This window comes from Anaplasma phagocytophilum str. Webster (assembly GCF_000964685.1).
Classification (GTDB): Bacteria; Pseudomonadota; Alphaproteobacteria; order Rickettsiales; family Anaplasmataceae; genus Anaplasma; species Anaplasma phagocytophilum.
Window position 1 is genome coordinate 1,144,029 of sequence record NZ_LANS01000001.1, and the last position, 23,218, is coordinate 1,167,246.

Below are 23,218 nucleotides of genomic sequence, written 5' to 3' on the forward strand. Positions count from 1 at the left end.
TGTGGTGTATGGGCTTTGGAAGGTCCGTTGCTGGAATTGGTATATAGTTTGCGATTTATTGCGTTCTGTTACCGTATGCATGAAGGTGGCTGCATGATTGATAATCACCAGTTCTTACGTGTATGTGCCTGCTAAAGGGTGGGTGAATCTGTTTTAGATATTATAGTGTGTGTGTGCTATGGCTAAGTTGTTTTTCAGTTTGCGAAGCGATGACAGTAACAGAGGGGATCAGACGGCTTTGCCGGAAATTTTGTCGTTGCATCCTACATTGCAGCGTAATTTGCTCTCTGAGACGCATCTTTCAGAAAATGGTCTTCTGAGGTTGTGTAGTGATTTTACCTTCCGTGTGTCTGATGCGTTTTTCGTAGAGCCGGGTAATTGGGGTGATTTTGTTGCTGAATCTCCTTATGTTGTGGTAGATGCAAACGTAGATCCTTTACTTGCTAACTTGTGCGCTAGGTATTCTGATGTTGTCAGATTCTATGATCTTAGCATTTGGGATGGAAATGTACGGGGAAAAATACGGCTGAGCTGCAATGATGCCGGTAGTCTTAAGCGCGTTATGTGCTTTATCAAAGATGTATTGTCTTGTGGTGGGCTTGGTTTTGGGCGCATTTCTTCTAGAGCTCCTGCTTTTGGTCGAGCGCGTAGTCTAAGTCATGCAATTGCTAATGCATGTGATGGCTTTGTCAGATCGTATCTTTTGTTCTACATGCACCGTATAATCAGTGCTGGGTGCTTAGAGCAGGGTATGCATGGTGAGAAACTTAGGGTTTCTGCTGACTTTTTCATGCGCTTTATGGACGGAAGTGCCTTGTTGCATGATGAATCAGCGGCAGGTTTTTTGAGTGCGTTGTACTCGTGCATTGCCATTATTCCTTGTATGAAAGAGAAGGGATTTCGTGTGTTCTTTTCTGCGATTTTCCATGCTATTAGGCGGTTAGACAATACTGTTAAGCAAGATGTATTGAAAGATGACGTGGCAGCGGTGCGTGCGTTTTCAAATGCACGTGTTGCCTCTTTGGTGGGTAGTTGTGCTTCTGACGCTTCTGCTGAGGAGTTATTGGAGCGCTTATTCCATGATATAAGGTGTGTTGAAAACGGGCTTTCGTCGGTAGCTGCTGAGGCAATAGAGACATTGGCGATAATTCGCTGTTTCTCTGGAGCTCCGCTTCCTGGAGATTTGACTGAGCTTTTGGAAGGAGATGAGTATTTTACGCGTTATTGTCAAAAATATAACAAGATAGCTAAGAAGTTGAGGTTTCCTTTTAGGGTGATGTCGCGTAAGGATGTGCCTATCCATCGTGTTGTTGCTCCGGGTAGTTACCCGCTTTTATGTGATGTTAAGAATAAAACGGACGCTTTTTTGAGGAAAGAAAGAGTGTTAGGTCCGGTATTCATGGGGCTTCTTGAAAAATTCGAGAGGTTTTATCTCATTTCTGCCATGAGTGGTACTGAACCTGTTAGGGGAGTTCGCGCAACTTTGATGAAGTGGAGAAGTCCTGTTACGGCAATGAGGCGCTTTGCTAGATTCTGCCTAAGGGATTTTCTGATGATTTATGGTTCTGCTGCTTTAGTGCAGGGAGGATCTATGAATGTGGATCTGGGTGCTGGTATGGAAATAAATAGCAGAGCCCATAGTGTGCGTGTTTTAGGTTATGGAGGGCGTTTATTGACTACTGCGCATTGTTTAGATAGCGATACTGATGTTGGGCCTGATGATCTTAGTGATGCTGGTGATCGTGAAGGTGATGAATCAGGCTTGGCTGGGTATTCTCCTATGCGCAGAAGGATGTTGAAATATGTTTTGGTGGCGGTTTTCTTTATTAGCATACTGATGCTCTGTGCAGCTACTGTCCTTTTGATTATGTACGGGATGGATGATCTCATGATGGCTATAGTAGGGTCGATCATGGTTACTATTTTTGCGTTGCTCATACCGTATGTGTTGCACTTACTGTGTTCTATTTGGGAAGTTGAACTGCAGCAGAAAGCAGAGCTGTATTTGTGTTTGAAGATCAAGGATAACGATTTATTCGAGATTGCTGGGAATGCTTTTGGCGAAGATAGCATAAGTTTTCGTGATAATCAGTTGTACATAAATAATTCAGTAGTGCCTGCTGAGAAGTATGAAGTTACTTTGGTTGAGAGTCGGGATAGGGTTCCTCAAGGAAACTGTATTTTATTGGGCTTAAAGGCTTCTCAAGAAGATATGCGGATGTTTAAAGCTATATCTTCTGCGATGAATGCTCTTCCAATTCATGGGCTCAGTATAGCTGAAGGTGCTAGCAGTTGTGGAACGAGTGGTTTGTTACTCAGGTATGATGTAAAGTTAAATACAAGGTCTTCTTTCTTGCACGCGGCTGAAATTTTGGGAAGGGCTGGTCATGCTGAATTATTGCTTGCATATGTTGATTCGTATGTTGCTGCAGCCCTTTTGGGGGATGGTTCTTCTGCTGGGCTGTCGAAGAAATTTCTGCATTCCAGAAAGTTTATGCTCTTGTCGCAGGATCAGGATAGATGGGGTATTTTGGATATTATAGAGCAGACTTGTAGTAAATTCCTAGTGGGTGATCGTAGGAGATTTTTGGATTGTGTTAGGGAGGCTTTAAAAGAAGATAAGAAGAGGCTGTTCATTGATCCTATGGTGTCCATGATGATGGGGCCTGGGTTTCCTTTTGATCGTTCTGGATATAAGAATATTGCTATGTTTGTTTCAGGTTGGGATCCTGATGGTAATTGTTTTTCTGTAGAAGGGGTGGTGCATTTTACTGGCATATCTTTCGTGCGAGATGGTAATGGGGTTGAGTTTGTGGATGATGCTTCCCAATTTATCCAGGAAGCTGTGGAGTGTAATGTTAGTGATGTCCGTGTAGGAGGCGCTGCTGTAGACGGCCGCTTTAAGGGTGCGATGTAGAAGAAGAGGTATCAGGCTTCACTGTGGAGTCAATGTAAGTATTTGGCTCTCTGTATTTATGATATGCGTTTTTGCTTCTTTCGAGCTTTGCTATTGCCTTTTTCGTTAGGTACTTGTTATAAGGCTTTGATGTCCAGGTTGTAGTGCTTGCGTATGGTGTGTGTGCTTAACCTTGCATGTTTGTTAGCTGTGCTACAGTTGCGCTATTTTTTAGAGAACGGGTGTGTATAGCAATGCTTGTATCTCTAAGGTAGTTGCTTGATTATATCTCTAATCCCGTGTTTTTTCGCATGGAGGTGTTCTTTGAATCACGCACGATCACGCATTGCGATTTTATTGCACGTTGTGTCTTGTCGGTTCTCTATGCATCATAGACATGTGCAGTGCTTTGATTCTGAGCATTATTACTGTAGTATAGCAAATGTGAAAGAGACTTTAATTACGTACGGAAATGCCGTTTAGTATGAAAAAAGTGTAGAAATTTTGTGTACTGCGTCTGTAGTCGGGATTTATGCCCTTAACTAATGCATTCTTCGTAAATTCCCTCAACTTTTGTTTCGTGTTTATAGTGCTTTCCAAGTTGATGAGCTACTGCAGCGCAGCAACATATTTAGTTATCAGAGAAGAGAGAAGTAGGTTACATTGCCGTATTCTGAATTTTTTATCCAGTGCAAGTATGACACGTTGTATATCTCCAGCAGTGTATGACGCTAAGTTAACATGTCTTGCGGCGAGCACCTAGTCATCGAGTTTATGATTTGAGATATAGTGCTTTTATAGGATAAACGTTCGTATTGAGCTGAGAAATGGCTTCATGCTCACTCCCATTTTCAGGTGCTATAGCTTTGGAGTGAGGTGTCTACTATTGTTATAATGTAAACACCTCCACTTGTTGTATAATACGGTATAGTAGGTTCTGGAGTATTAGTAGTCGCAGCTTCTCAAAAGCATAGAAGCTTATAGGATATTGCTCTTTTTTATGTCTAAACTTCGGCATAAAGCGGTTGGACAAAAATGATGTGCTGTGAAATATCTGACGTCATCCTTTTAAGGATAGATTTTTCGTGACTATGCTATGTTTCAGATCTCAGGTTATGTAATCGCAAATCACAGGGGTTTTGGTGCTTGCTTGGAAAGTAATGATAGATTGCAACGGTAATCTTCAGAAGTAGTGTACATTTCGTATCTCATGTATGTTTTTCGTTGTACTACGTGCTTGGAGAATCGTAAGTGCTTGTAATCCATCAGGTAGTAGCCACACGGGAAGCACCCGCGCAAGATTCTACGGTGTAAAGAGTCTATAACGTATCAAGCTGAGTAGTATAAGAATCGGAGTAGGTATGACGCTTAGTGGGGGATGTTCTTGATGTTTCCAAGGCTGATAAAAGTTCTTATTTTCTTATATCTCAGTAGATTAATCTGTATTTTCTGCAACACATAGAAAAACAGTAAGTTCCTGCAGTTAGTGGTTAACAGCTACTGATGTAATCACTAAGCAGATAGGTCTTGCTAGTGATCCATTCCCTTATTATACTGCTATGTATGACTACAGCGTCTGTGTGTACGCTAGACTGTACCATACACAGATTTGTAACAACTCTGAGTACCAAACAGTGTCTAGTGTGTCAAAGGCAATACCTACATGATGCAAGACACTAAAAGGCTGTCTGTCTGAATTTACTCGTATAGACAGCCATCTACAGAACAAAACAAAGCTATAAAAGTAGAGAGCTATAATCCTCTTCCTTGACTAGGTGAGCTGCTAGAAGCTAGATATGATGCTGCCTTAGAAGAACTTGCTCCAGAAACTTGACTAGCAACAGCTCCTTCTGCTCCTTCGGCTTGAGGGTGAAAATCAAAGTCCGTACTTGTGTAAATCTTTGGTTTTACACCTGATAGTATGTCGTGTACGTTTATTTCAGGTTCAGAGGTCAAACCCTTGACAGTGCTCATTCCTTTCCATACACAGTGCAGAGGAATAGTAACCATAGCAAAACCAGCACCACCAGTTACTAATGAAACGCATAACATCGCAAATAAACTAATCGGAGCCGTTACAAGATCAGCACACAACTCATCTGTAGTCTGCTCCTCCTTCTTCCCGAAAATGTTCATACGTTCCTTCAGGAACTTTAAAGCTCCCCGCATGACACCGGGAATTCCTTCCTTAGCATTTGGCAATATATAGGAGACGAGCTTATCAAAGACAGACGATTTATCTATCTCGTATTTACCCTCGCGCTGAGCCTGTCTAATAGCTTGCTCCTCTTCATCAAAATCAGGAGTATTATTAGCGGCATCTACTAGGTCTAAAAAGCTATTCAGGTATTCAGGAGTTAAATCTTTTTTCACGAAGTCGCGAGATTCTTCAAACTGCGCAAGTTTATACATACTGAGCGCAAGTGTCCTTCTACGCTCACCAGTACGTAAATTATTAAACATATACTTGTATATCGCAGAGGCTTTTTCCTCACCAAAAGCTTCTGTTAGCAACTCCCTCATTCTTGTATTAAGGTGCTCAGAAGCGACTTGCTCACGCAATGCAGCATGCTCTGGTGAATTAGGATCAGAAACCTTCGCTGCAAGAGCCAGTTTTTCTTGCGTGCCACTAGCTAACAAGCTCGCTATGCTTCGCTCAACAGCATCAGAAATTTCTTTGTTTACAGTAGCAACTACGTCCGCATTGCTTTTTCTACAAATTCCTACAACATTTTCGGGTTTTAGATTACTATCCTCCAGATGGAGCTTGATGTTAGATATAGGCACAACATCACCTCATGTAAAATGCGATAAATTAGGGCTAAGGGTAAAGGGAATCACATACCTATCATAGAGGCTACAAAACCCATTGTATCAGTATAATACATACTGCAACAAATTGCAACAGTGGAAAAGCTTTTGAATCCGTGACAGCAAACAGTCCTAGATATACTATGTAGTGTAATACATTTGTGAAGTTTATGTAGTGATAGTAGGGATATTTGGTGGAACTTTTGATCCTCCTCATGAAGGACACGTCTATATTGCGCAGAAACTCAGAAAGTTATTGCGGCTTAGAGAGGTATGGTGGGTAGTTACTAGTAGAAATTACCTCAAGTCTTCAAGTAAGTACGATTTAGAGAAGAGAAAAGACCTTGTTCAGGAAGTTATTCTGAAGCTACAGGGTATGCGTGTAATTACAATGGATAGCCCTAGAGGATATGAAGTAGTACAATATTGTAAGAATAAGTATCCGAGCTTTAAATTTATTTGGATAGCGGGATCAGATAATATGGCTTCGATCCACCGCTGGTATAGATGGAGGGATTTCTGTGAAATGGTCCCTATTGTATTTTTAGAGCGTGCTGTATCCACGTACAAGGTTTTAAAAAGGCCATTTGCATCAGTGGTTCCTAGAGTGAATTTTTCTGCCGACAATGTATGTAACATATCGCGAGGATGGAGCATAATAAGGGCTAGAGCATGTGATATGTCATCAACTAAGATAAGAAATAAACTATAAATGTTACGGAGTATACGTAAGGCCTTTGAAATACTGTTGTTGACGCTGGGAGGGGATATTATAATAAAAAGAAGGTAGAGACGCTTGTGAACGTCATAATTTCTAGAACATAGGAGGCTGCATGTAGAATGTTTATATTACGTTGTGTTGCGATAATCGTGTAACATATTTATGTGTAGTTCTTAAAGTCTTTAGGTTACTTAAGCAGTATTTTCAAGGAGGATTTCAGTGCAGCTTGGTGTCAACGTTGATCATGTGGCAACACTTCGCAATCTCAGGGGCACAACATATCCCAGTATAGTTGAGTTGGCGAATATAGCGGTAGAACATGGCGCAGATTTCATCACTGTGCATTTGAGAGAAGATAGACGACATGTTCGAGATGATGATCTGTATGCGTTGAAGAAGCATGTGAATGTGCCTATAAACTTAGAAATGGCAGCTACTGAAGAAATGCTGGCCATAGCCAAAGAATTATCTCCAGAATTTGTATGTCTGGTTCCGGAGAAAAGGGAAGAGGTGACTACGGAATCCGGTCTGGATACTAAATTACTTTATGACACCCGTTTATTTATTATTAGTGAGCTGCAAAGGCATGGCATAAAAGTAACGTTGTTTCTCGATCCTAGCGAAGAAGACATTGCCTGTGCGAAAAGAATGAACGTTGACAAGATAGAGCTTCATGTCGGTGCGTATTGTATCAGTCGTGCCCCGCAGGAGTTGGAAATGATTACACGCGCAGCGCAACTAGTACACGAAGCAGGGATGATATGTCACGCAGGACATGGCATAGATTATGAATGTGCCGCAGCTATATCAAAGGTGAAGCATATCACCGCAATAAATGTTGGCCATTTTCTTGTTTGTGAGGCTATAACACAGGGTATGGGGAATGCGGTACGGAAAATGAAGGATATAATAACATCCTGATAGAAATGCTTAGAGAGGAAGTGTAACATCAAGTAAAATGAGATGTGGGGGAACTGTGAAGTCTGGGTGCGTAAATGCTGAGTTGTACGGTATGCTGACGGCGTTCGCGTGAGTGTGATATCAGCTGTCCTTCCAAGGTTCGCACTCTGTTAGTATGCGGGCTTCGCTCACATCTAAGTGGAGCAGTAATCAAGCTTTGTTGTGTTCGGAATATTCTGAGGCAGTACGGGGGATAGGGTAAGTGTCAACTATGCCTAATGAAGAAAGTATGAAACAAGAGAATATGTCACTCGTGATTTTTTATACTTCTGCTTACGGTGATCTCTAATTTGCAAAAGTGGAACAGTTTGTGTAGAACACTATGTCAATTTATGATGCGCTGTGCAGCATGTTCTTTAGTACTAAGAGTTTCCTATAGAAGCTGCTAAGGCCAGTATATGCGATCAATTTTAGTCATACTGCAGATGCAACGTGTATATTTTTCATTTAAGAATATGCTTTTAAGGAAGAATTTTTCTTGCTGAAAATGTAAATGCTGCTTGCTATATGTGAGAGTAAGACATGAGCCTTACTCCATCGTATTTATAAGTTATGCATTGCGTTGGTCGTTTGATGTGTGCAGCTTTCCAAAGTGATCTTATTATCCTATGCCCTTTGGTAGTCTATATCCGAGTAGAGTAATGGGTACGCTGTTCATAAGAATATACTCAAGGGGTAGTTAGAAATAAGGTGTAAACTCTGCCTTTCATCTCGTAAAAGCAGAAGATATCATCTAGAAATATCAAGAAGTATATGCTCTTCTTGATTTTTTGTAGATGTGCTTATTGGTGAAATTTGCAAAAGTGAGCAGTTAACACACTGCATCACTTTATGATACGCAGCGGTGAGCTATCCTTAGAGCTCATGAGAGAGCACCTTTTTCCTACAGCGAATATTGGCTCATCTTTGGCTGGTAGCGATAAATTTAGGCCACATTACGGTGGTAATGTCTGCAATTAAGACAGCCCTAGAAACCAATCATTCAATTCGCCTGCACAACGTTGGTACGACGACATGTTCGAGATGATAATGTGCCTATAAATTTAGAAATGGCAGCTACTCAAGACGGTAATACACCACTCCATGCGCTTCTTATACACATGTTGCGGAATAAGGATAATGGCAATATCAAACCAGGGCATATAGAAACTTTAAAGACCTTGGTTTCGCAGAGAGCACCTTTTTCCTGCAGCTAATATTGGCTCATCTTTGGCTGGTAGCGATAAATTTAGACATTATGAATGTAACGTGTATATCATTTTTAACTAAGACTATGCTTTTAGGGGAGAAATTTTCCTTATCTCAAATATATAAAGTCAATTAGTTATGTGGGATGAGCTGGGTATATCCCAAAAAGTTTTTAGTATCCATTGAGAACACCATAAATTGTGTGGCACTCATTTATCAAACACTTTTATAACCTATAAACCGTATATGCGATATTACATCTCCTTTTCCCTTATCCAAACCGAGGGCCTGTTTTAAACAGTAACTCTATGAACAGCAAGATTTCAGGGATATGCTATTTGTTAAAAGCAGGGTAGTGGCTATGAGGATTTCTAAGACCCACACATCGTAATCCGTATCTTGAAATTTGTGTATGTTGTCTAAGATGGACCTGATGGGTTTACCTTGGCAAGTGATTGTGGAAAACTCCTTTTAAAGAATAGTATGTTAGAGTGAAAGAATCGGGCAAATAGCACTATAGAGCTCCTTGCAATTTATTATGTAGTTTCTAGTATGATACTAGGCATAGGTGTGGATTTGGTATGTAAGGATACAAGCTTTAATTGCGAAATATTGTAGCAAATTCACAAGTGTGTTCTCTATTTCAGCAGTCAAACACTTGAATACCTCACAAGCTGTATTACAGAGCATTTACTCTTCTCCCCCTTGTTTTTAACACTGGGAATTTGTTTCTAGCAGTGACTGTGCGGCAATATTACAACAAAGCATCCTATATCACAGCAATGTAACAACACTTGAAATTTTTTTCTTCTCTCCCAGCAGTGTACCAAGAACTATGCATTGTGTGTCTTTTTCATTTATTAAACACTACAATCCTATATAAACCATATCTTGAGGCATCTTTATTGCGGGGCCTATTTCATTCTAAATGCATTGGGGGGCGACTGACTATGCAACGTCAGAATACTCAGCAAAGCGCTCTATCACAGGAGTATAATAGCGTTAAAAACCTTCCAGTTTTCAGGCAACAACATCCAGAACCGTGTACTGACCCTCTTACACTAACGGCTAGTCTATAGTACTAACAATGCAAGAGAATCAGGAACGCAAGATGACATTCAGCGATTTTTGCAAAAAAATAACGCCTGAAACTCCTTAGCACACTCGCAAAGCATTCCGACACAGTGTGGGTTTAGTCCTAGCTCCTTGTGTTTTATAAACAGTCAGAGCTAGTTTTGAGCACGTTCCAGAATGTGCTTAATCACGGGGATGATAGCAAGCAACATAACACCCTACGGATGCGCTCAGCAGTATATTACATGCTTTTATGTGCTACCACACGATTCATAACGCTATTACTAGGTTAAACAAAAAGAGCGGCACTCTCTATTTATAGTTATATACCAAATTCATAACCAGCATGCCTAACAACTGCAGATATTCCATTCTCCAAACAACTCCGCTATCGTCAGATCTTGTAACCTATCTGCCAAAACCGCACTAGTGAAGCTTTTTGTATATATAAGACACCTTACTCAGAAATACCTTATAACATGACGTGCTGCTATTCACCGAACGCATAACGTCCCACTATATGATACACACGAGAAGAGGACGCATTCCACGCACCCAGTATATAATAACGCAACAGGCCTACATTCTCGAAAACGACGCATACGCCACAACTCAAACACCCTTCCTTCAAGTACCCTTGTTATGGTTTCTAAAACTCACTTCATCTTCGAGAAACTAAGCACAGCTAGCCTTTACAAGGCAACAATATCCACTCAAAGAGCACAACACACCCACAGAGCTATAAACTGCACATCATTGTAACCTGTACATCCAAGCCAAACAAAGCACACACTTCAAACGCGAGGTGAAACCCAGCACAAACCAAAACCGCAACCGCCTCAAGGCACTCAACTCTTTTGAAGCTCGTAGCAACTCGATACAAATACTAATCCACTTTGTCTACGAAGCAACAACTCTAACAAGAAATACACGATCAAAAAGATGCTAGGTTCCTACCCGCATACAAAGTGCTTCTACACATTTACCGTATCTAACAACTTCCTACTCGAACGGAATCGTACACGTCTTTTTGGAGGTAATGTTTCTAAGTGACCAGTTTTTGGATTGTGGTACTTCTTCTCTGCGCACTGAATAACATGCAGCGTACCAACGTTGTGCAGGCGAATTGAATGATTGGTTTCTAGGGCTGTCTTAATTGCAGACATTACCACATCATAAGCGCTACTAGAATCTTTCTTTGTAAAGCCTAAACCCGACATCAACGCCCTTACTATGATTTCCTTGCTCATAAGTAAAACTCCTGACTCGACATAAGTTAACCGGACCTAGGATATTAGGTTGGTTGCTATAGTCAACTAAATTCGTAGCCATTAACTAACGTATTATTAAGCATGGACGACTTTTTGCCACAAAATCATGTAAAGACAGCGTACTTAGGTAAAGAACATAATAATTGAGAACATGAACACTAGGCAATATCCCTATTTTTTGGATTTGAGAAGATTTGATATAATCTCAGCTATTCTAAATAGGGTTACTTCCCTATGTATATGTAACTTTCGCGCGGTAGCAAAAATCTCCTGTGCTTTTGAGTACTTATCCAACATTGCAAGTATATTTGCCTCAGTCACGTAATTGGTGTTGCTTTCGTGCAACCTAAGTGTGCTCAGAATTGTGTCATATATCGCTTTAAGTGATAGGTACTCTATCTTGTGCATGGGAAGTTCTGTTTCCAGCACGTTTCCTATGGTGTCAGAAACGTTTTTTTTCTGTATCAAGTCAATTATGTTCTCGTACAGAGTTATTTCTTTGTCTATGTCTTCAGATACCATTCCTGGAATGCCAGGATATAAAGCTACTGCTTTATCTTCTAAGTTCATATCGGGAAATTTTAATCCTATTACTTGTCTTGTTTCCTCAAGACTAAGCTGAGAGAATGAAAGAATCATGCACCTAGACCTTATCACTATAGGCACGCTATATAGGTTGTGACTAATTATCAAGATAAGTGAGTGTTGTGGCGGTTCTTCCAAGATCTTGAGCATGGAGTTTATCGTGTTGCTGTTTAGCCCATCAATGCTATCAAGTATCACTATCTTACGTTCTGCACTTATCGGCGACATGTGTAAGAAGTGCTTAATTTTTCTGATCTTATCTATACCTATAGGTGATGTTTCATCATCTATGATAGCTACGTCTGGATGAGAATCCAAAGAATCAGAGCGAGTAAGAAACCTTGCATAAGCATGCGATAAAGTTGCTTTACCGATACCTCTTTTCCCGCACAAAAGCCAGGTGTTGACTTCACGATTTTGCCAAAGAGTCTCTTTTTGAGCACTATGTCCAACTACTGTGTCCATGTTGTTTTTCCACGGTTAATAGCATCAAGAATTTTGCTACTCGGTAGCATACCAGTTCTCAGTATTTTCTGCGATACCATGTCAAATACTGTAGAACACATTCCGCTAACAGAGCTATCATCCTCCCATAACTTAGAAACATGCATTCTAAGTTCTTCAGGAATATCAGAGGCCTTTAGAGCATCGCGCTCACCAGACAAATTCGCGCTAGTAGCTACAACAGGGAACTCAAACCTACTGAGTATATTACACGCCAGCGCATGATCAGGTATTCTCACGCCCAGGGTATCTTTGAAGAAGCGTCTTGGCAAGTTTTGTGCATAATGCAGAGGGAGTATGAAGGTTATCGGCCCCGGTGATAACATTTCCATTATCCTCAAGTCTGTATTTTTCATATTAGAAAACTTCTTAACTTGCTGAATATCACCTAACATTAGAGAGAAAGGTTTATCATATAAACGACGTTTTATGTCGTACAGTTTAGCAACTGCGCGTTCACTAAAAGCATTACATGCTAAAGCGTACAGAGTTTCAGTGGGGAAACATACTATTTCCTCATTTCTAAGCGCATTTACTATTTCTTCAACCATATATACCAATATACATAGTTACTATAAGCCTGCTGGTAGCCGATAATGAAGTTGTTAGGTCTTTAAAGGACATCTCCATGTATTAGGGTATCACATTCAGCTATGCGTATTAACTCTATTTATACTAAATTTTCAAGGGTACTTTATGGGACCTTGTATGCATGGTAGACAAATTTTTTCGTACTATTAGAGGGAGAGTAAAAAACATATAATGCGCTGTATAGCGTGCAACAATACGTAGTATTTGTACTTTTCACGTTGTATATGAGCTATGTAATCAGTCAATATGTATTCTGTTCCGAAGCGTACGAGGCATTCTTCCTTAATGGGTGATATAAGAGGTTTAAGCGATATGGCAGATGAGAAAGAATCTCTACGTGACTGCAGCTGATTTCTGAATACGGTAAATGTGTTGCTTTGTACATAGAATGTTGAGCATGTATACGCATGCAATACAGCGTTTTATTAGGTATATAGCGAGGTGATAGTTATTGTGTAAATTTTTGCGGCACAACAGGTAAGGCATGATAATTTTTGGCCTTAGTGGAGGGGTAGCTTCAGGTAAGACTCAGGTAGCAAGACTTTTTTCACAATTTGGTAAGGCAAGAGTTTTTAATGCTGATCGAGAAGTGCACAAAATGTATGAGCATGATGCCAGCATCATAGGGCTTGTCCGAGAGTATTTTCCAGACTCAATTCATGATGGCTGTGTTTCTCGGAAAGAGCTATTAAAGCATTTTGTAGAATATGGATCAAAGTGGCAAATGTTGCAGGCGGCCTTGTATAGTGAGCTGCTCATCAGACAAAATAGATTCATTACTGAGAGTCGCATAAGGAAAGCGAGATATGTGATATTAGATATACCTATGATATTGGAAGCAGGATATTGGAGGAGTTGTGATTTCATAGTATGGGTGCGTGTGAGCAAGGCAATACAGGTACGGAGATTGAGAGAAAGGGGTATATCGCAAGAGGGGATAAAGTGCCTTTTAAGTAGGCAAGTGCAGGCTGAAAAAAGACGAAATTTTGCAGATTTCAGCATAAACACATGTGGCAGCATAAGGGATACAGCCTTAGGGGTACTTGCTATTCTCAATAATTCTCGTGTCAATGCACAACGCGATATACGTTTCCACAGTCAGCGTTTATGCATTCTTCCTAGACGTAATGGGCTAGGTCGATTACCTAGTGTTCTGTGAATTATCAGCGGTATGTTATAGCTTTTGACTTTGCAGCTGCTCCTACGTAGGCCGGGTCTATTTCAGCTTTCTCTCTATAGCAACGGGTTTCTGTAATATGATGCCGGCATTAGCAACATCTTGAGGTAACACTCAGAAGAGGCACATCACCTTGAGTATAGGTTATTAGTCGTCCTGCAACACTTGGTCGCTATTGCTGTATCGCATAGTTCAAGCTGCAACTCAATGACTTAGAGCAACAGATCTTTGTAGTAAAAAAGCTGAAGCTTCATTAGTAGTAAGTTCTTGGCCTTGTTATGCTACTACTGCAAGTACAGCAGGTATAGATTTCTGTAGGTGTAGAAGGTAGAGCAGATGCTATGGCTTGACCTGTTTTCTCTCGAGCTTTTTTAATAAGAGCACCTGGAGCCAGATTCCCTACAGATTGTTTTCTTGTAGTGTGTGCAGATATGCCTCGTATCTCTATATCTTCTCCAGAGTTTATAGTGTCTTGAGTATTCATAGTATGCCCATTCTAACCACTTGCAGGAATGCTACTGCCATTTCAAGCAGCTAAATCCGTTCCGTCACGTAAAGACAACAGGTTACTGTAGTGTGACGCTGGCATTAGCAATACCTTGAGGTGATATACTCGGGATAGGCACATCACTTTGAGTTGATGTTCTTCATTGAACTTCAATCCAGCAATTCTACTAGTATCCGCAGCAGCGAGCATCACCATGACATTGATTGAGAGGGTGCTGTTGTTATACCTATGTCAGCAATTCAAGCACTGTACTCGGAGCATATGACTCGAATAGCGCCTTTTTTGGTAAAATGCCACCTTTAGGTTATTAGTGGATCTCTAATATGCGCGGCACGGGTTTTTATGCTGTGGAAACTTGAAGCTAATTAGCGTGTTTTACACCCATTATGGGGATTATCTCATGGATAATACGGCGTTATGGGCGATACTGAGTACGAATTGGGATTTTAAAAATGCAGAAGTATAATTGTGCGAGAGCATGCTATGGATATCTGCAGTTGTATGTTTTTAAACTAGATAATTTTGCGTCATACATGGCACATTCATAGTATGTTGATCGGTGTGGTTGCACACCACGGATATAAATCTAGGCACCATGTATGTACAATTCTTAATCACTGCAAAAAGCATGTAAGACTTGTTGCAAAAATTTTTCTCAATTTTGTGGAAAAAAGTACGAAACTGTTATATATAGGGAGCGCGCTGATATGCGTGAGTCTGGCTTTTGTTTATATAGCAATAGCGGTATAGTCTGCTTAGAGCTGTTCCCTGGTAGCTCAGCGGTAGAGCAACTGGCTGTTAACCAGTAGGTCGTTGGTTCGAATCCGACCCGGGGAGCTCAATGTGATGGGAAAGTTTAGTGTGCTTGCTTGACTTTCTCCATGTGCTGGCGTACAATCCTTTCGTGATCTTTCACTATGGCAATAAAAGTTACTTGGAATAGACGTTTTGGACCCGAGGGCAGTGCTCGGCATCTCCACGTGTTTGCGGGGATGAGACAGGTTAGACAGGCGTAGTAAAGAAGCTGGCTGTTGCTCGGTGGGAATTCCAGCCGTATAATTGGGTCATATTTATAAGTGCAAACGATGATTTCGTTGCCGCTAATGACAACGTGGAAACAGCTTTCGTAGCTGCAGCCTAGTGTGCCTTTAGCGCGGTCTCGGAGGCTTACCGGGCAACAGAAAAGCCTCCATTTCGGATACTATCGCTTCTTGTGCATCGAGTGTGGGATTATTTACTGGTCCTGTGAGTTGCATTTCATGATTTAATTTCTTTGCAGCGCGGTAAGTTTTATTTTAGCGACTGTATTTATTTATGGTATAATGGCAAGCTCTGCTCTATATGAGTATAACCCTTAGGGGATAACTGCATTTATATGCGTGAGAGGTTATATGGGTGATTTAGTAGATTATCGCAAGTTAGTATATTCTGCAATGTGCGGTGTTGTGAGGGAGGCTATGTCCTTCTTTTCTAAGCTCTCGCCTACCAGAGATGTTCATGTCGCCGTTTCTTTTGTGACGAATTGCAGTGGTGTTGTTCTTCCTGATTATCTAAGGATACAGTACCCTGAGAGCATGACTATAGTTCTGCAATATCAGTTCCGTGAGCTAAACGTTAGTGAGAATGGCTTTAGTGTTGTGCTTAGCTTTAGGGGTAAGGAAGAGCTCATTACAGTACCTTTTAGAGCTATAGTTAAGTACGTTGATATGATATCAAACTTCTCGCTTGATTTAGAGCAATACGGCGATATAGAGCTAGAGATGGAAATGGATTCCGACAATGACGATGATCTTGATGAGGATATAGTGTCATCGCATACAACCCAGGACAACATTATTTTTATTGATAAGTTTAGAAAGAATTAAGCGTATAGCATTCTGGGGAATGGGCTATGTTTTCGAGAGAGCAGTGTTGGGACAGGCTTTGTAGTTTCTGAAGTCTCCAATGGGAGAAGGGGCAGCCACCGGCAAAGTGGTTAGCTAGCTGCGGAGCGTAGGGTTTCGCGTGGATATAGGTCTCCGTTAAGTCTTTGAAAATAGGGCAGGCACTGTATGATAGTTCTCCTTCAGGGTGTTACATTGCGGCAAGTGCATATGCTCCTGTGAGGGGCGCAGTCACTAGGAGCACTTTAGAGCAGCGGATGCGCGTAGAGAAAAGAGGGTTATACATTTCTTAAAACGCAGAGGAAATGCACTATTATAATGCAGTGTTTACAGGCACTGTCGCATCTCGATCAATCTCGCCATGCTATAAATCCTTTTGCGGAACAAAGCCCTGATATTGTCTGTCATGTTTCTGACGCTGTTACAAAACTAGTAGATGCAATTGCAATACTAAGTAGAGCAAATGCATATGTCACCACGGGTAAGGTAGAAGAAAGCGCGGCTACAACCGATACAAAACGTCGTATCGAGAGATACATTAATACGTCGTGCTGCGCTATTAGCTCAATGTCAGACGCGTCAATAAGTCAATTAGTGACTGAATCTAATGGAAGATGCACAGAGCCTGAAATACGAACAATGGCATATCATCTCTTAACGGAGGCCGCTTATATCTCTAGCTTACGCGATGAAGAGCAGGAAACCAATCGTAAAAGTGCCTTACACGCCTTCTCTACAGCAGCATCTATACTACAATGTATGGTTGGGCATCCTGTACTCAACAGCACTGATACTCAATTGTGCAAAATAGTACAGAACGTGCCTTAGAAGAACACGAACGCAATGCAGCTGGTGTGTGCATCAATGATAATGTCTTTGGAAGCGGTTGTAACCTTTCCCAATGCTTTTAGAAGCTGTGTCTACCATGTACGCAGTGCACACTTCTTTCAATACAATACCAACAGTAATAGAAGGTGATATTGAGAACTGTAAGCGCACTGTTTTGGGTGTCGGAGCAAAATTACAAGCAGCACTATCTGTACTTCGTGGCAGAAGTCTCAATGAGGTTAAATCTCTGGGAGATGCAAATGTTTTTTCTCATATAACAGGGCTACTAGCTGATGCTAAACTGTTACTTGAAGCTATAGATGTGAGTTCATTACCAAACCCAGAACTGCATGGGGAGTTATTGAATAATGTTAGGAAGACACTGTGCGAAGCAGCAGCAGTATGCGTAAAGCAGCAGTGCATGGGAAATCCTGAGTATGGCGTTCCTGCAGAATGTGATTGTGCTAATCCTCAAGACTAGGATTTCCCATCTACTAACGTCGAAGCTGCTTATCCAAGTGTAGTTGCAGATTCCATGGGGTATCACATACTATAGTAGGTAATTTTTCTACCAATTAGCGAAAAACGGTGCTTGCACATAGACGGCACCGTGCCTTCGTAAAAGTGTACTGTATAAAAGCCCCCATAGCCGATGTAAGGGAGTGAATACTCTATAGAAGTGCACATTATTATCTTCATAGCAAGGCATATTTTCTTCTTTAGGTATTGCTTCTTTTTATTGATCAAATTATTGATCAAATCCCAATATTTTTTAAGAAATCAATAGTTGACTACTTGTGTCATGGCTCGTTATAGTTGTAGAGGTGGGTGTTTGGTGGCAAACACAATCCATAATGGGCTTGGGTATAGTTAGGAATTACGCATATGGCCATATGCGTTTACAAGCAGTAAAACCTTGTATACAAAACAACGAGCTTTCATGTCTAGGTCCGTAACATGGTTGGCTCAGACGGAATCATATTGACAGAGGTCGAACATAAGCCTTTTTAATAAAGGCAGTATATAACCGTTTCAGTAGTATGCCTTCCTGCACTACATTTCACGACAAATATCACTAGCTTCGTTTAATAGGCTCAAAGCCAAGTATACGGCACCATAGGAGGTGCTGGTACAGATACTAATTTTGCCTGAAAAGCACACGAGACAGAGAAGACATATTTTCCAAAACTTTTCCAACTCCTAGGGCTACGCAATATAAAGGATTTGCTGCTAGGGTGACTTGCAGCCCTGTTGCCTCTGCGATTACAACATCTAAGTTTTTCAGCATACTAGCTCCGCCAGTCAGTGTAATTCCCTGATCAACTATATCAGCAGATATTTCAGGAGGAGAACACTCTAAAGCAAGCTTGATGGCCGCAATTATGGTGTCTACTAATTCCGTAAGGCTTTCAGCAACCTCCTTCTCCGTTAGGGTAATTTCCCGAGGTACACCAGTCGTCAGATCCCGTCCTTTAACGACGGTACTATCTCCAGATCCTTCTTCAGGAATTCGCGCTGCGCCTATGTTCTTTTTTACCTTCTCAGCGGTGGCATCTCCAATAAGTAGGTTGTGATTCTTTCTTGTATAGGCAATGATCGCCTCGTCCATCAAATCACCTCCACTCCTCAAAGAGCGTGAATATACTATTCCACCAAGCGAGATAATAGCCACTTCAGTTGTGCCACCACCTATATCTACTATCATCGACCCTTCTGGATTAGAGACGGGTAAGTCTGCGCCTATAGCAGCTGCCATAGGTTCTTCAATCAAATAAACAGTGCCTGCTCCGGCGCATAACGCAGCATCTTGTATAGCGCGTCTTTCCACGGGTGTTGATCCAGAAGGTACACATATCACAGCAGTAGGACGATTAAGAGTTCTCCCCTTATTGGCAGTTTTTATGAAAAACTTTATCATCTCCTCAGCGCTCCTGAAGTCAGCTATGACGCCATCTTTCAATGGACGCACTGCTTCTATACCTTCGGGTGTTTTACCGAGCATCATTTTGGCTTCCACCCCAAAAGCATAAGGCACATAGCCACCATTATCCTTGAGCAAGGCAACAACAGAGGGTTCATTAATTATGATGCCTTTGCCTTTAACATACACGAGAGTATTGGCTGTGCCCAGATCTATGGCTAGGTCATTTGCCCACCAGTTTTTGCGGGTCAAAAATCCCTTACACTTTTCTATAATGCCTCCTGTGGCAGATATTGAGAAAAGAGACTGAAAATTGAAATTTGCCATAAAACACACCAAACTCTACGGAAGCAAGAACTCCTAATACGCTACTGCAAATCAACTAATACATCAATGAGTACGTGCTCTTGGAGTTTGTACAGTCTATATTGATAAACGCATTTGGCATAGGGGTTTTTCGTGATATTACTTCAGGAGTGAAATATAAAAGCTTTATATCGGCAATAGCCATGAAGCATGGATGGTTAAATATAGACAAACCATATGGGGTGAGCTCAGGTAGCGTTGTAGGCAAGTTAAAGAAGATGCTGCAGTGCAAAGTGGGGCATGCAGGAACATTGGATCCTCTTGCAACGGGCGTGCTTCCCATAGCGTTTGGTGAAGCAACAAAGACCACTAATTACGCGACTGACACCTTGAAGTCCTATGAAGTTACAATTCAGTGGGGTGAGCAGCGTGACACTGATGATAAAGAAGGCAAGATTATCAGGACTAGTACCCTTAGACCGACTGAGCATAGTATTAAAGAGGCGTTGCAACAATATGTTGGAGTTATACAACAAATACCATCGACTTTTTCTGCTATAAAGGTTGGAGGTATGCGTGCATATAGCTTATCACGAATGGGAAAAGAGGTAGCTTTAGCCCCGAGGAGCGTGTGCATTACGGAAATAGAATTACTGAGTGTGGATTCTGGTAGTAACACAGCTGATCTTAGAATTACTTGTGGGAAAGGGGTTTATGTCCGTGCTGTTGCGCGGGATTTAGGCATTACTCTTGGGTGTTATGGATATGTTGCGAGATTGCGTCGTACGATGGTTGGTCCCTTTACAGAAGCTAATATCGTAACCTTGCAGGAGCTAGAGACGTTAGTAGGTGAAAATAAGCTAGAGGAAGCGGTATTTCCACTTAGCATTGTTATGTCTGGTTTGCCACATATAGAAATAGATGTAGAAACGGCCAAAGTAGTAAAAAATGGCCGCAATATAAGATTGGTAGATGCTGCTTTAAATGGCTTGTACATCGTAGAGAATTGTGATATGTGTTACCTAAGCCAGGCGGGTGGCGTTCCTGTCGCTATCTGTGAAGTCGTAGATGGCACCGCGAAGCCGGTGCGGGTTTTTAATGTCTGAGTTTTTAATATAGTATGGGGGTGCTTGCGTTTTTATGTCGATTACACCTAGTAAAAAGTCTGAGTTGATTTCTGAGTATCGTATTAAGGAAGGGGATACCGGTTCTGCATACGTTCAATGTGCTATTTTATCCGAGAGAATACGTAATCTTACTGAGCACCTCAGGATCCATAAAAAGGATTATCATTGTAGGAGAGGGCTCATGGTCTTAGTTTGTAAGAGGCGCAAGAGGCTTCAATACATAAAAAACAAGTATGGGAGTGATTTGTATCTAGACTTGGTCAAGAAGCTTGGCATAAGAGACGTGTTCCATTGATTATAAATAAGTGATTTTAGCGCCTTGGCGTGTTTTTTAGAATGGGAATTTAAGTATGTTCGATATCACGAGGAAGTGTGTAGAGTGGGGAGATAGGTCGTTAACCATCGAAAGTGGTAAGATTGCACGTCAAGCTGGGGGTGCGGTTGTAGTTGACTATGGAGGCACATCTGTGCTTGCGACTGTTGTGTCGCAAAAGTCAAAGGAGGCAGTGGATTTTTTACCGTTAACTGTTCAGTTTTTGGCTAAGAGCTATGCGGTAGGGAAGATACCGGGTGGTTTTTTTAAGAGAGAGGGGAAGCCTTCTGATAGGGAAACTCTTATATCTAGAATTATAGATAGGAGTATAAGGCCGCTATTTCCTTCTGGCTTTAGTGATGAAGTTGCAGTGGTGTGCAATCTTTTGTCATATGATGCGAGTAGTCCTCCGGAGACTGTAGCTTTGATAGGCGCGTCTGCTGCTCTTGCGATCTCGGGTATTCCTTTTCATTGTCCAGTTGCTGGGGCTAGGATAGGGTATATAAGGGGAGAGGGGCGGTACATCTTAAATCCTTCTGCTGATGAACTGAGCGTTAGTGCGCTAGATATGTTCTATGCGAGGACGGATACATCGATCTTGATGGTAGAGTCTGAAGCTCATGAGTTGACCGAAGCGGAGATGTTGGGAGCTTTGCAGTTTGGGCATGAGCACTGTGAGGAAATAATAAAGGTTATAGGGGAGTTTGCTGAGGAAGCGAGGAAGTGTGCTCCTGCTGAGTTTGTTCCATGTGATTTGAGTACTATTATTGATAGTATAGGCTCTGATTACAAAGAGAGGTTTTTGGTTGCTTACTCTGAGAAGGAAAAGAAGGCTAGGGTAGCGAAATTAGATGCTGTTAGAGCTAGTTTAACAGAAGATTTGCGTGTCAAGTTTCTCTCTGAAAGCGAGGGTGGTAGCAAGTATATTGCGCAGGACATTGTTTATGCGATGAAGACGTTTGAGCGCTCTTTAGTTCGTGAGCGTGTTCTTGAAAGTAAATCTAGGATTGACGGAAGGGCATACGATCAGATTCGTAATATTGAGATAGAAGTTGATCTAATATCTAAGGCTCATGGTTCCGCTTTATTTACTAGGGGTGACACGCAGGCTCTGGTAATAACAGCGTTGGGTACTCCTCAGGATGAGCAAATAGTTGATGGCTTTGATGGGGACAAGAGGGAGCGTTTTTTGTTGCATTACAATTTCCCTCCGTATGCGGTGGGTGAGGCTTCTGCTCTGAGACCTCCGGGTAGAAGAGAGATAGGTCATGGTAAGTTGGCATGGAGGGCTATACATCCGGTTCTTCCTTCTAAAGCTGATTTTCCTTACACGATAAGGGTTGTATCTGAGATCACTGAGTCTGATGGTTCATCTTCTATGGCTACGGTGTGTGGTGCTTCGCTTGCATTGATGGATACGGGAGTGCCGTTAAAATCTTCTGTGGCCGGTATTGCGATGGGCTTGATAAAAGAGGGTGATAGGTACGCTATACTCTCGGACATACTCGGTGATGAAGACTATCTTGGTGATATGGACTTTAAGGTAGCTGGGACTAGAGAAGGTATCACTGCTCTGCAGATGGATATGAAGGTTAAGGGAATAGACTTTGCTGTTCTTGGGACTGCTTTAGATCAAGCTAAAGAAGGTAGGTTTTTCATCATTGAAAAGATGGATCGCGTAATAAAGGAATCGCGTGGTGCTGTTCGAGAACATGTTCCTAGGATGGAGTCTATGCTTATAGACAAGGGCAAGATAAAGAACGTCATTGGTGCCGGCGGGAAGAATGTACGTGAGATATGCGAAAAGACTGGTGCTAAAATTGAGATTTCTCAAGATGGTACGGTGATGATTTATGCCGTCGGGCGTGAGGCTATAGAAAGTGCAAAGGATATGATCACGGGAATAGTGTCTGAGCCTGAAGTTGGTAAGATCTATAGTGGTGAAGTTTGTGAGCTTGCTAAGTATGGTGCTTTTGTTACGTTTTTGGGTGCTAGAAAGGGGCTTGTTCACATTAGTGAGATTAGGAATGAGCACATAAATGCGGTGGCTGATGTTCTCGCGGTTGGTGATAAGGTAAAGGTTCTCGTCATTGATATGGATAAGGATCATATTCAGTTGTCAATGCGCAGAATAGATCAGGAGACTGGTGATCAAGTTGATTGTGAATTGTATGCTCCGCAAAGAAGGAATGGTGTTGCTGCCGGGAATACTGTTGGTGACAGTAGTGTAAATGGTGGAGGAGCAGGTTCTGTATATGTTCCTCGTGGAGATTATGGAGGTGCTTCCGCTGGAAGGAATGGTCGTGGTGGTGGAAAGCGCGATGGTGCTGCTAAGTCATCTTCTTCTGCGGGTAATGGAGGGGGTAGGTCATCTTCTTCGACGCGTCGTCGACATAGTGCTGGTAGTAGCGGTTATAGTTCTGATTCCTCTTCGGGAAACACTAAGTCGTCATCTTCTGAATCCTCTGGAGGTACAGGGGGACGGGGGCGTAATGGCGCTAATGGAGATGTTCAGAATGGTCCTGCTGCTCCTAAGAAGCCAAGGTTTTTCTAG

17 protein-coding genes, 1 tRNA gene and 1 other RNA gene are annotated in these 23,218 nt (G+C 41.7%); 12 read left to right on the forward strand and 7 right to left on the reverse strand.

Going from position 1 to position 23,218, the window contains the following annotated elements; all coding sequences use genetic code 11:
* Nucleotides 1-178: 178 nt before the first annotated feature.
* Entirely contained in the window at nucleotides 179-2,917 is a 2,739-nt protein-coding gene (locus APHWEB_RS04640) for a hypothetical protein (RefSeq protein ID WP_020849342.1), read from the forward strand.
* A 1,731-nt stretch (nucleotides 2,918-4,648) separates the two neighbouring features.
* Here the strand turns inward: APHWEB_RS04640 and APHWEB_RS04645 are convergent.
* The gene (locus tag APHWEB_RS04645; protein WP_011450888.1) at nucleotides 4,649-5,683 is read right to left on the reverse strand and encodes a flagellar biosynthesis anti-sigma factor FlgM; all 1,035 of its coding nucleotides are present in this window, start codon (nucleotides 5,681-5,683) and stop codon (nucleotides 4,649-4,651) included.
* Nucleotides 5,684-5,882: 199 nt separating this feature from the next.
* Here APHWEB_RS04645 and APHWEB_RS04650 point away from each other — a divergent pair, with 199 nt between their 5' ends.
* A complete protein-coding gene (locus APHWEB_RS04650; protein ID WP_020849341.1) occupies nucleotides 5,883-6,419 on the forward strand; it encodes an adenylyltransferase/cytidyltransferase family protein in 537 nt (178 codons plus the stop codon).
* Between the two features lie 228 nt (nucleotides 6,420-6,647).
* On the forward strand, nucleotides 6,648-7,349 hold the full coding sequence (locus APHWEB_RS04655) for a pyridoxine 5'-phosphate synthase (protein WP_011450886.1): 702 nt from the start codon (nucleotides 6,648-6,650) through the stop codon (nucleotides 7,347-7,349).
* Nucleotides 7,350-10,389: 3,040 nt separating this feature from the next.
* Here APHWEB_RS04655 and APHWEB_RS06505 read toward each other — a convergent pair.
* The 4 genes from APHWEB_RS06505 to APHWEB_RS04670 all read right to left on the reverse strand — a co-directional run bounded on the left by APHWEB_RS06505 (nucleotide 10,390) and on the right by APHWEB_RS04670 (nucleotide 12,561).
* Entirely contained in the window at nucleotides 10,390-10,533 is a 144-nt protein-coding gene (locus tag APHWEB_RS06505) for a hypothetical protein (RefSeq protein ID WP_011450881.1), read from the reverse strand.
* A gap of 91 nt (nucleotides 10,534-10,624) precedes the next feature.
* Nucleotides 10,625-10,900: an HU family DNA-binding protein gene (locus APHWEB_RS04660; protein ID WP_011450880.1), complete on the reverse strand. Its 276-nt coding sequence runs from the start codon at nucleotides 10,898-10,900 to the stop codon at nucleotides 10,625-10,627.
* 192 nt (nucleotides 10,901-11,092) lie between these two features.
* Complete coding sequence (locus tag APHWEB_RS04665; RefSeq protein WP_020849340.1) at nucleotides 11,093-11,971, reverse strand: DNA polymerase III subunit gamma; 879 nt, start codon at nucleotides 11,969-11,971, stop codon at nucleotides 11,093-11,095.
* Entirely contained in the window at nucleotides 11,959-12,561 is a 603-nt protein-coding gene (locus tag APHWEB_RS04670; RefSeq protein ID WP_011450878.1) for an L-threonylcarbamoyladenylate synthase, read from the reverse strand. Before APHWEB_RS04670 ends, APHWEB_RS04665 begins: the two co-directional genes overlap by 13 nt.
* Nucleotides 12,562-13,085: 524 nt before the next feature.
* Between APHWEB_RS04670 and coaE the strand changes: the two genes are divergently transcribed.
* Nucleotides 13,086-13,760, forward strand: coding sequence for a dephospho-CoA kinase (gene coaE, locus APHWEB_RS04675; protein WP_011450876.1), 675 nt, complete (start codon nucleotides 13,086-13,088; stop codon nucleotides 13,758-13,760).
* A 544-nt stretch (nucleotides 13,761-14,304) separates the two neighbouring features.
* On the opposite strand, the gene APHWEB_RS06510 is transcribed toward coaE, so the two are convergent.
* Entirely contained in the window at nucleotides 14,305-14,481 is a 177-nt protein-coding gene (locus tag APHWEB_RS06510; protein ID WP_011450874.1) for a hypothetical protein, read from the reverse strand.
* Nucleotides 14,482-15,051: 570 nt separating this feature from the next.
* Here APHWEB_RS06510 and APHWEB_RS04685 point away from each other — a divergent pair.
* The 5 genes from APHWEB_RS04685 to APHWEB_RS04700 all read left to right on the forward strand — a co-directional run bounded on the left by APHWEB_RS04685 (nucleotide 15,052) and on the right by APHWEB_RS04700 (nucleotide 17,478).
* Nucleotides 15,052-15,123: transfer RNA gene (locus tag APHWEB_RS04685), tRNA-Asn, on the forward strand.
* 28 nt (nucleotides 15,124-15,151) lie between these two features.
* Nucleotides 15,152-15,480: a transfer-messenger RNA gene (gene ssrA, locus APHWEB_RS06085) on the forward strand.
* A gap of 197 nt (nucleotides 15,481-15,677) precedes the next feature.
* The gene (locus tag APHWEB_RS04690) at nucleotides 15,678-16,151 is read left to right on the forward strand and encodes a ClpXP protease specificity-enhancing factor SspB (RefSeq protein WP_020849339.1); all 474 of its coding nucleotides are present in this window, start codon (nucleotides 15,678-15,680) and stop codon (nucleotides 16,149-16,151) included.
* A 336-nt stretch (nucleotides 16,152-16,487) separates the two neighbouring features.
* On the forward strand, nucleotides 16,488-16,997 hold the full coding sequence (locus APHWEB_RS04695) for a hypothetical protein (RefSeq protein WP_011450756.1): 510 nt from the start codon (nucleotides 16,488-16,490) through the stop codon (nucleotides 16,995-16,997).
* Nucleotides 16,998-17,070: 73 nt separating this feature from the next.
* Nucleotides 17,071-17,478, forward strand: coding sequence for a hypothetical protein (locus APHWEB_RS04700; protein WP_020849338.1), 408 nt, complete (start codon nucleotides 17,071-17,073; stop codon nucleotides 17,476-17,478).
* A 657-nt stretch (nucleotides 17,479-18,135) separates the two neighbouring features.
* Here the strand turns inward: APHWEB_RS04700 and APHWEB_RS04705 are convergent.
* Entirely contained in the window at nucleotides 18,136-19,170 is a 1,035-nt protein-coding gene (locus APHWEB_RS04705) for a rod shape-determining protein (RefSeq protein ID WP_011450870.1), read from the reverse strand.
* A 257-nt stretch (nucleotides 19,171-19,427) separates the two neighbouring features.
* Here APHWEB_RS04705 and truB point away from each other — a divergent pair, with 257 nt between their 5' ends.
* Genes truB through pnp form a run of 3 tightly spaced genes read left to right on the forward strand, consistent with a single transcriptional unit; the run spans nucleotide 19,428 to nucleotide 23,218 of the window.
* Nucleotides 19,428-20,330, forward strand: coding sequence for a tRNA pseudouridine(55) synthase TruB (gene truB / locus APHWEB_RS04710; RefSeq protein WP_011450869.1), 903 nt, complete (start codon nucleotides 19,428-19,430; stop codon nucleotides 20,328-20,330).
* A 34-nt stretch (nucleotides 20,331-20,364) separates the two neighbouring features.
* Nucleotides 20,365-20,646: a 30S ribosomal protein S15 gene (gene rpsO / locus APHWEB_RS04715; protein WP_011450868.1), complete on the forward strand. Its 282-nt coding sequence runs from the start codon at nucleotides 20,365-20,367 to the stop codon at nucleotides 20,644-20,646.
* A 55-nt stretch (nucleotides 20,647-20,701) separates the two neighbouring features.
* On the forward strand, nucleotides 20,702-23,218 hold the full coding sequence (pnp, locus tag APHWEB_RS04720; protein ID WP_011450867.1) for a polyribonucleotide nucleotidyltransferase: 2,517 nt from the start codon (nucleotides 20,702-20,704) through the stop codon (nucleotides 23,216-23,218).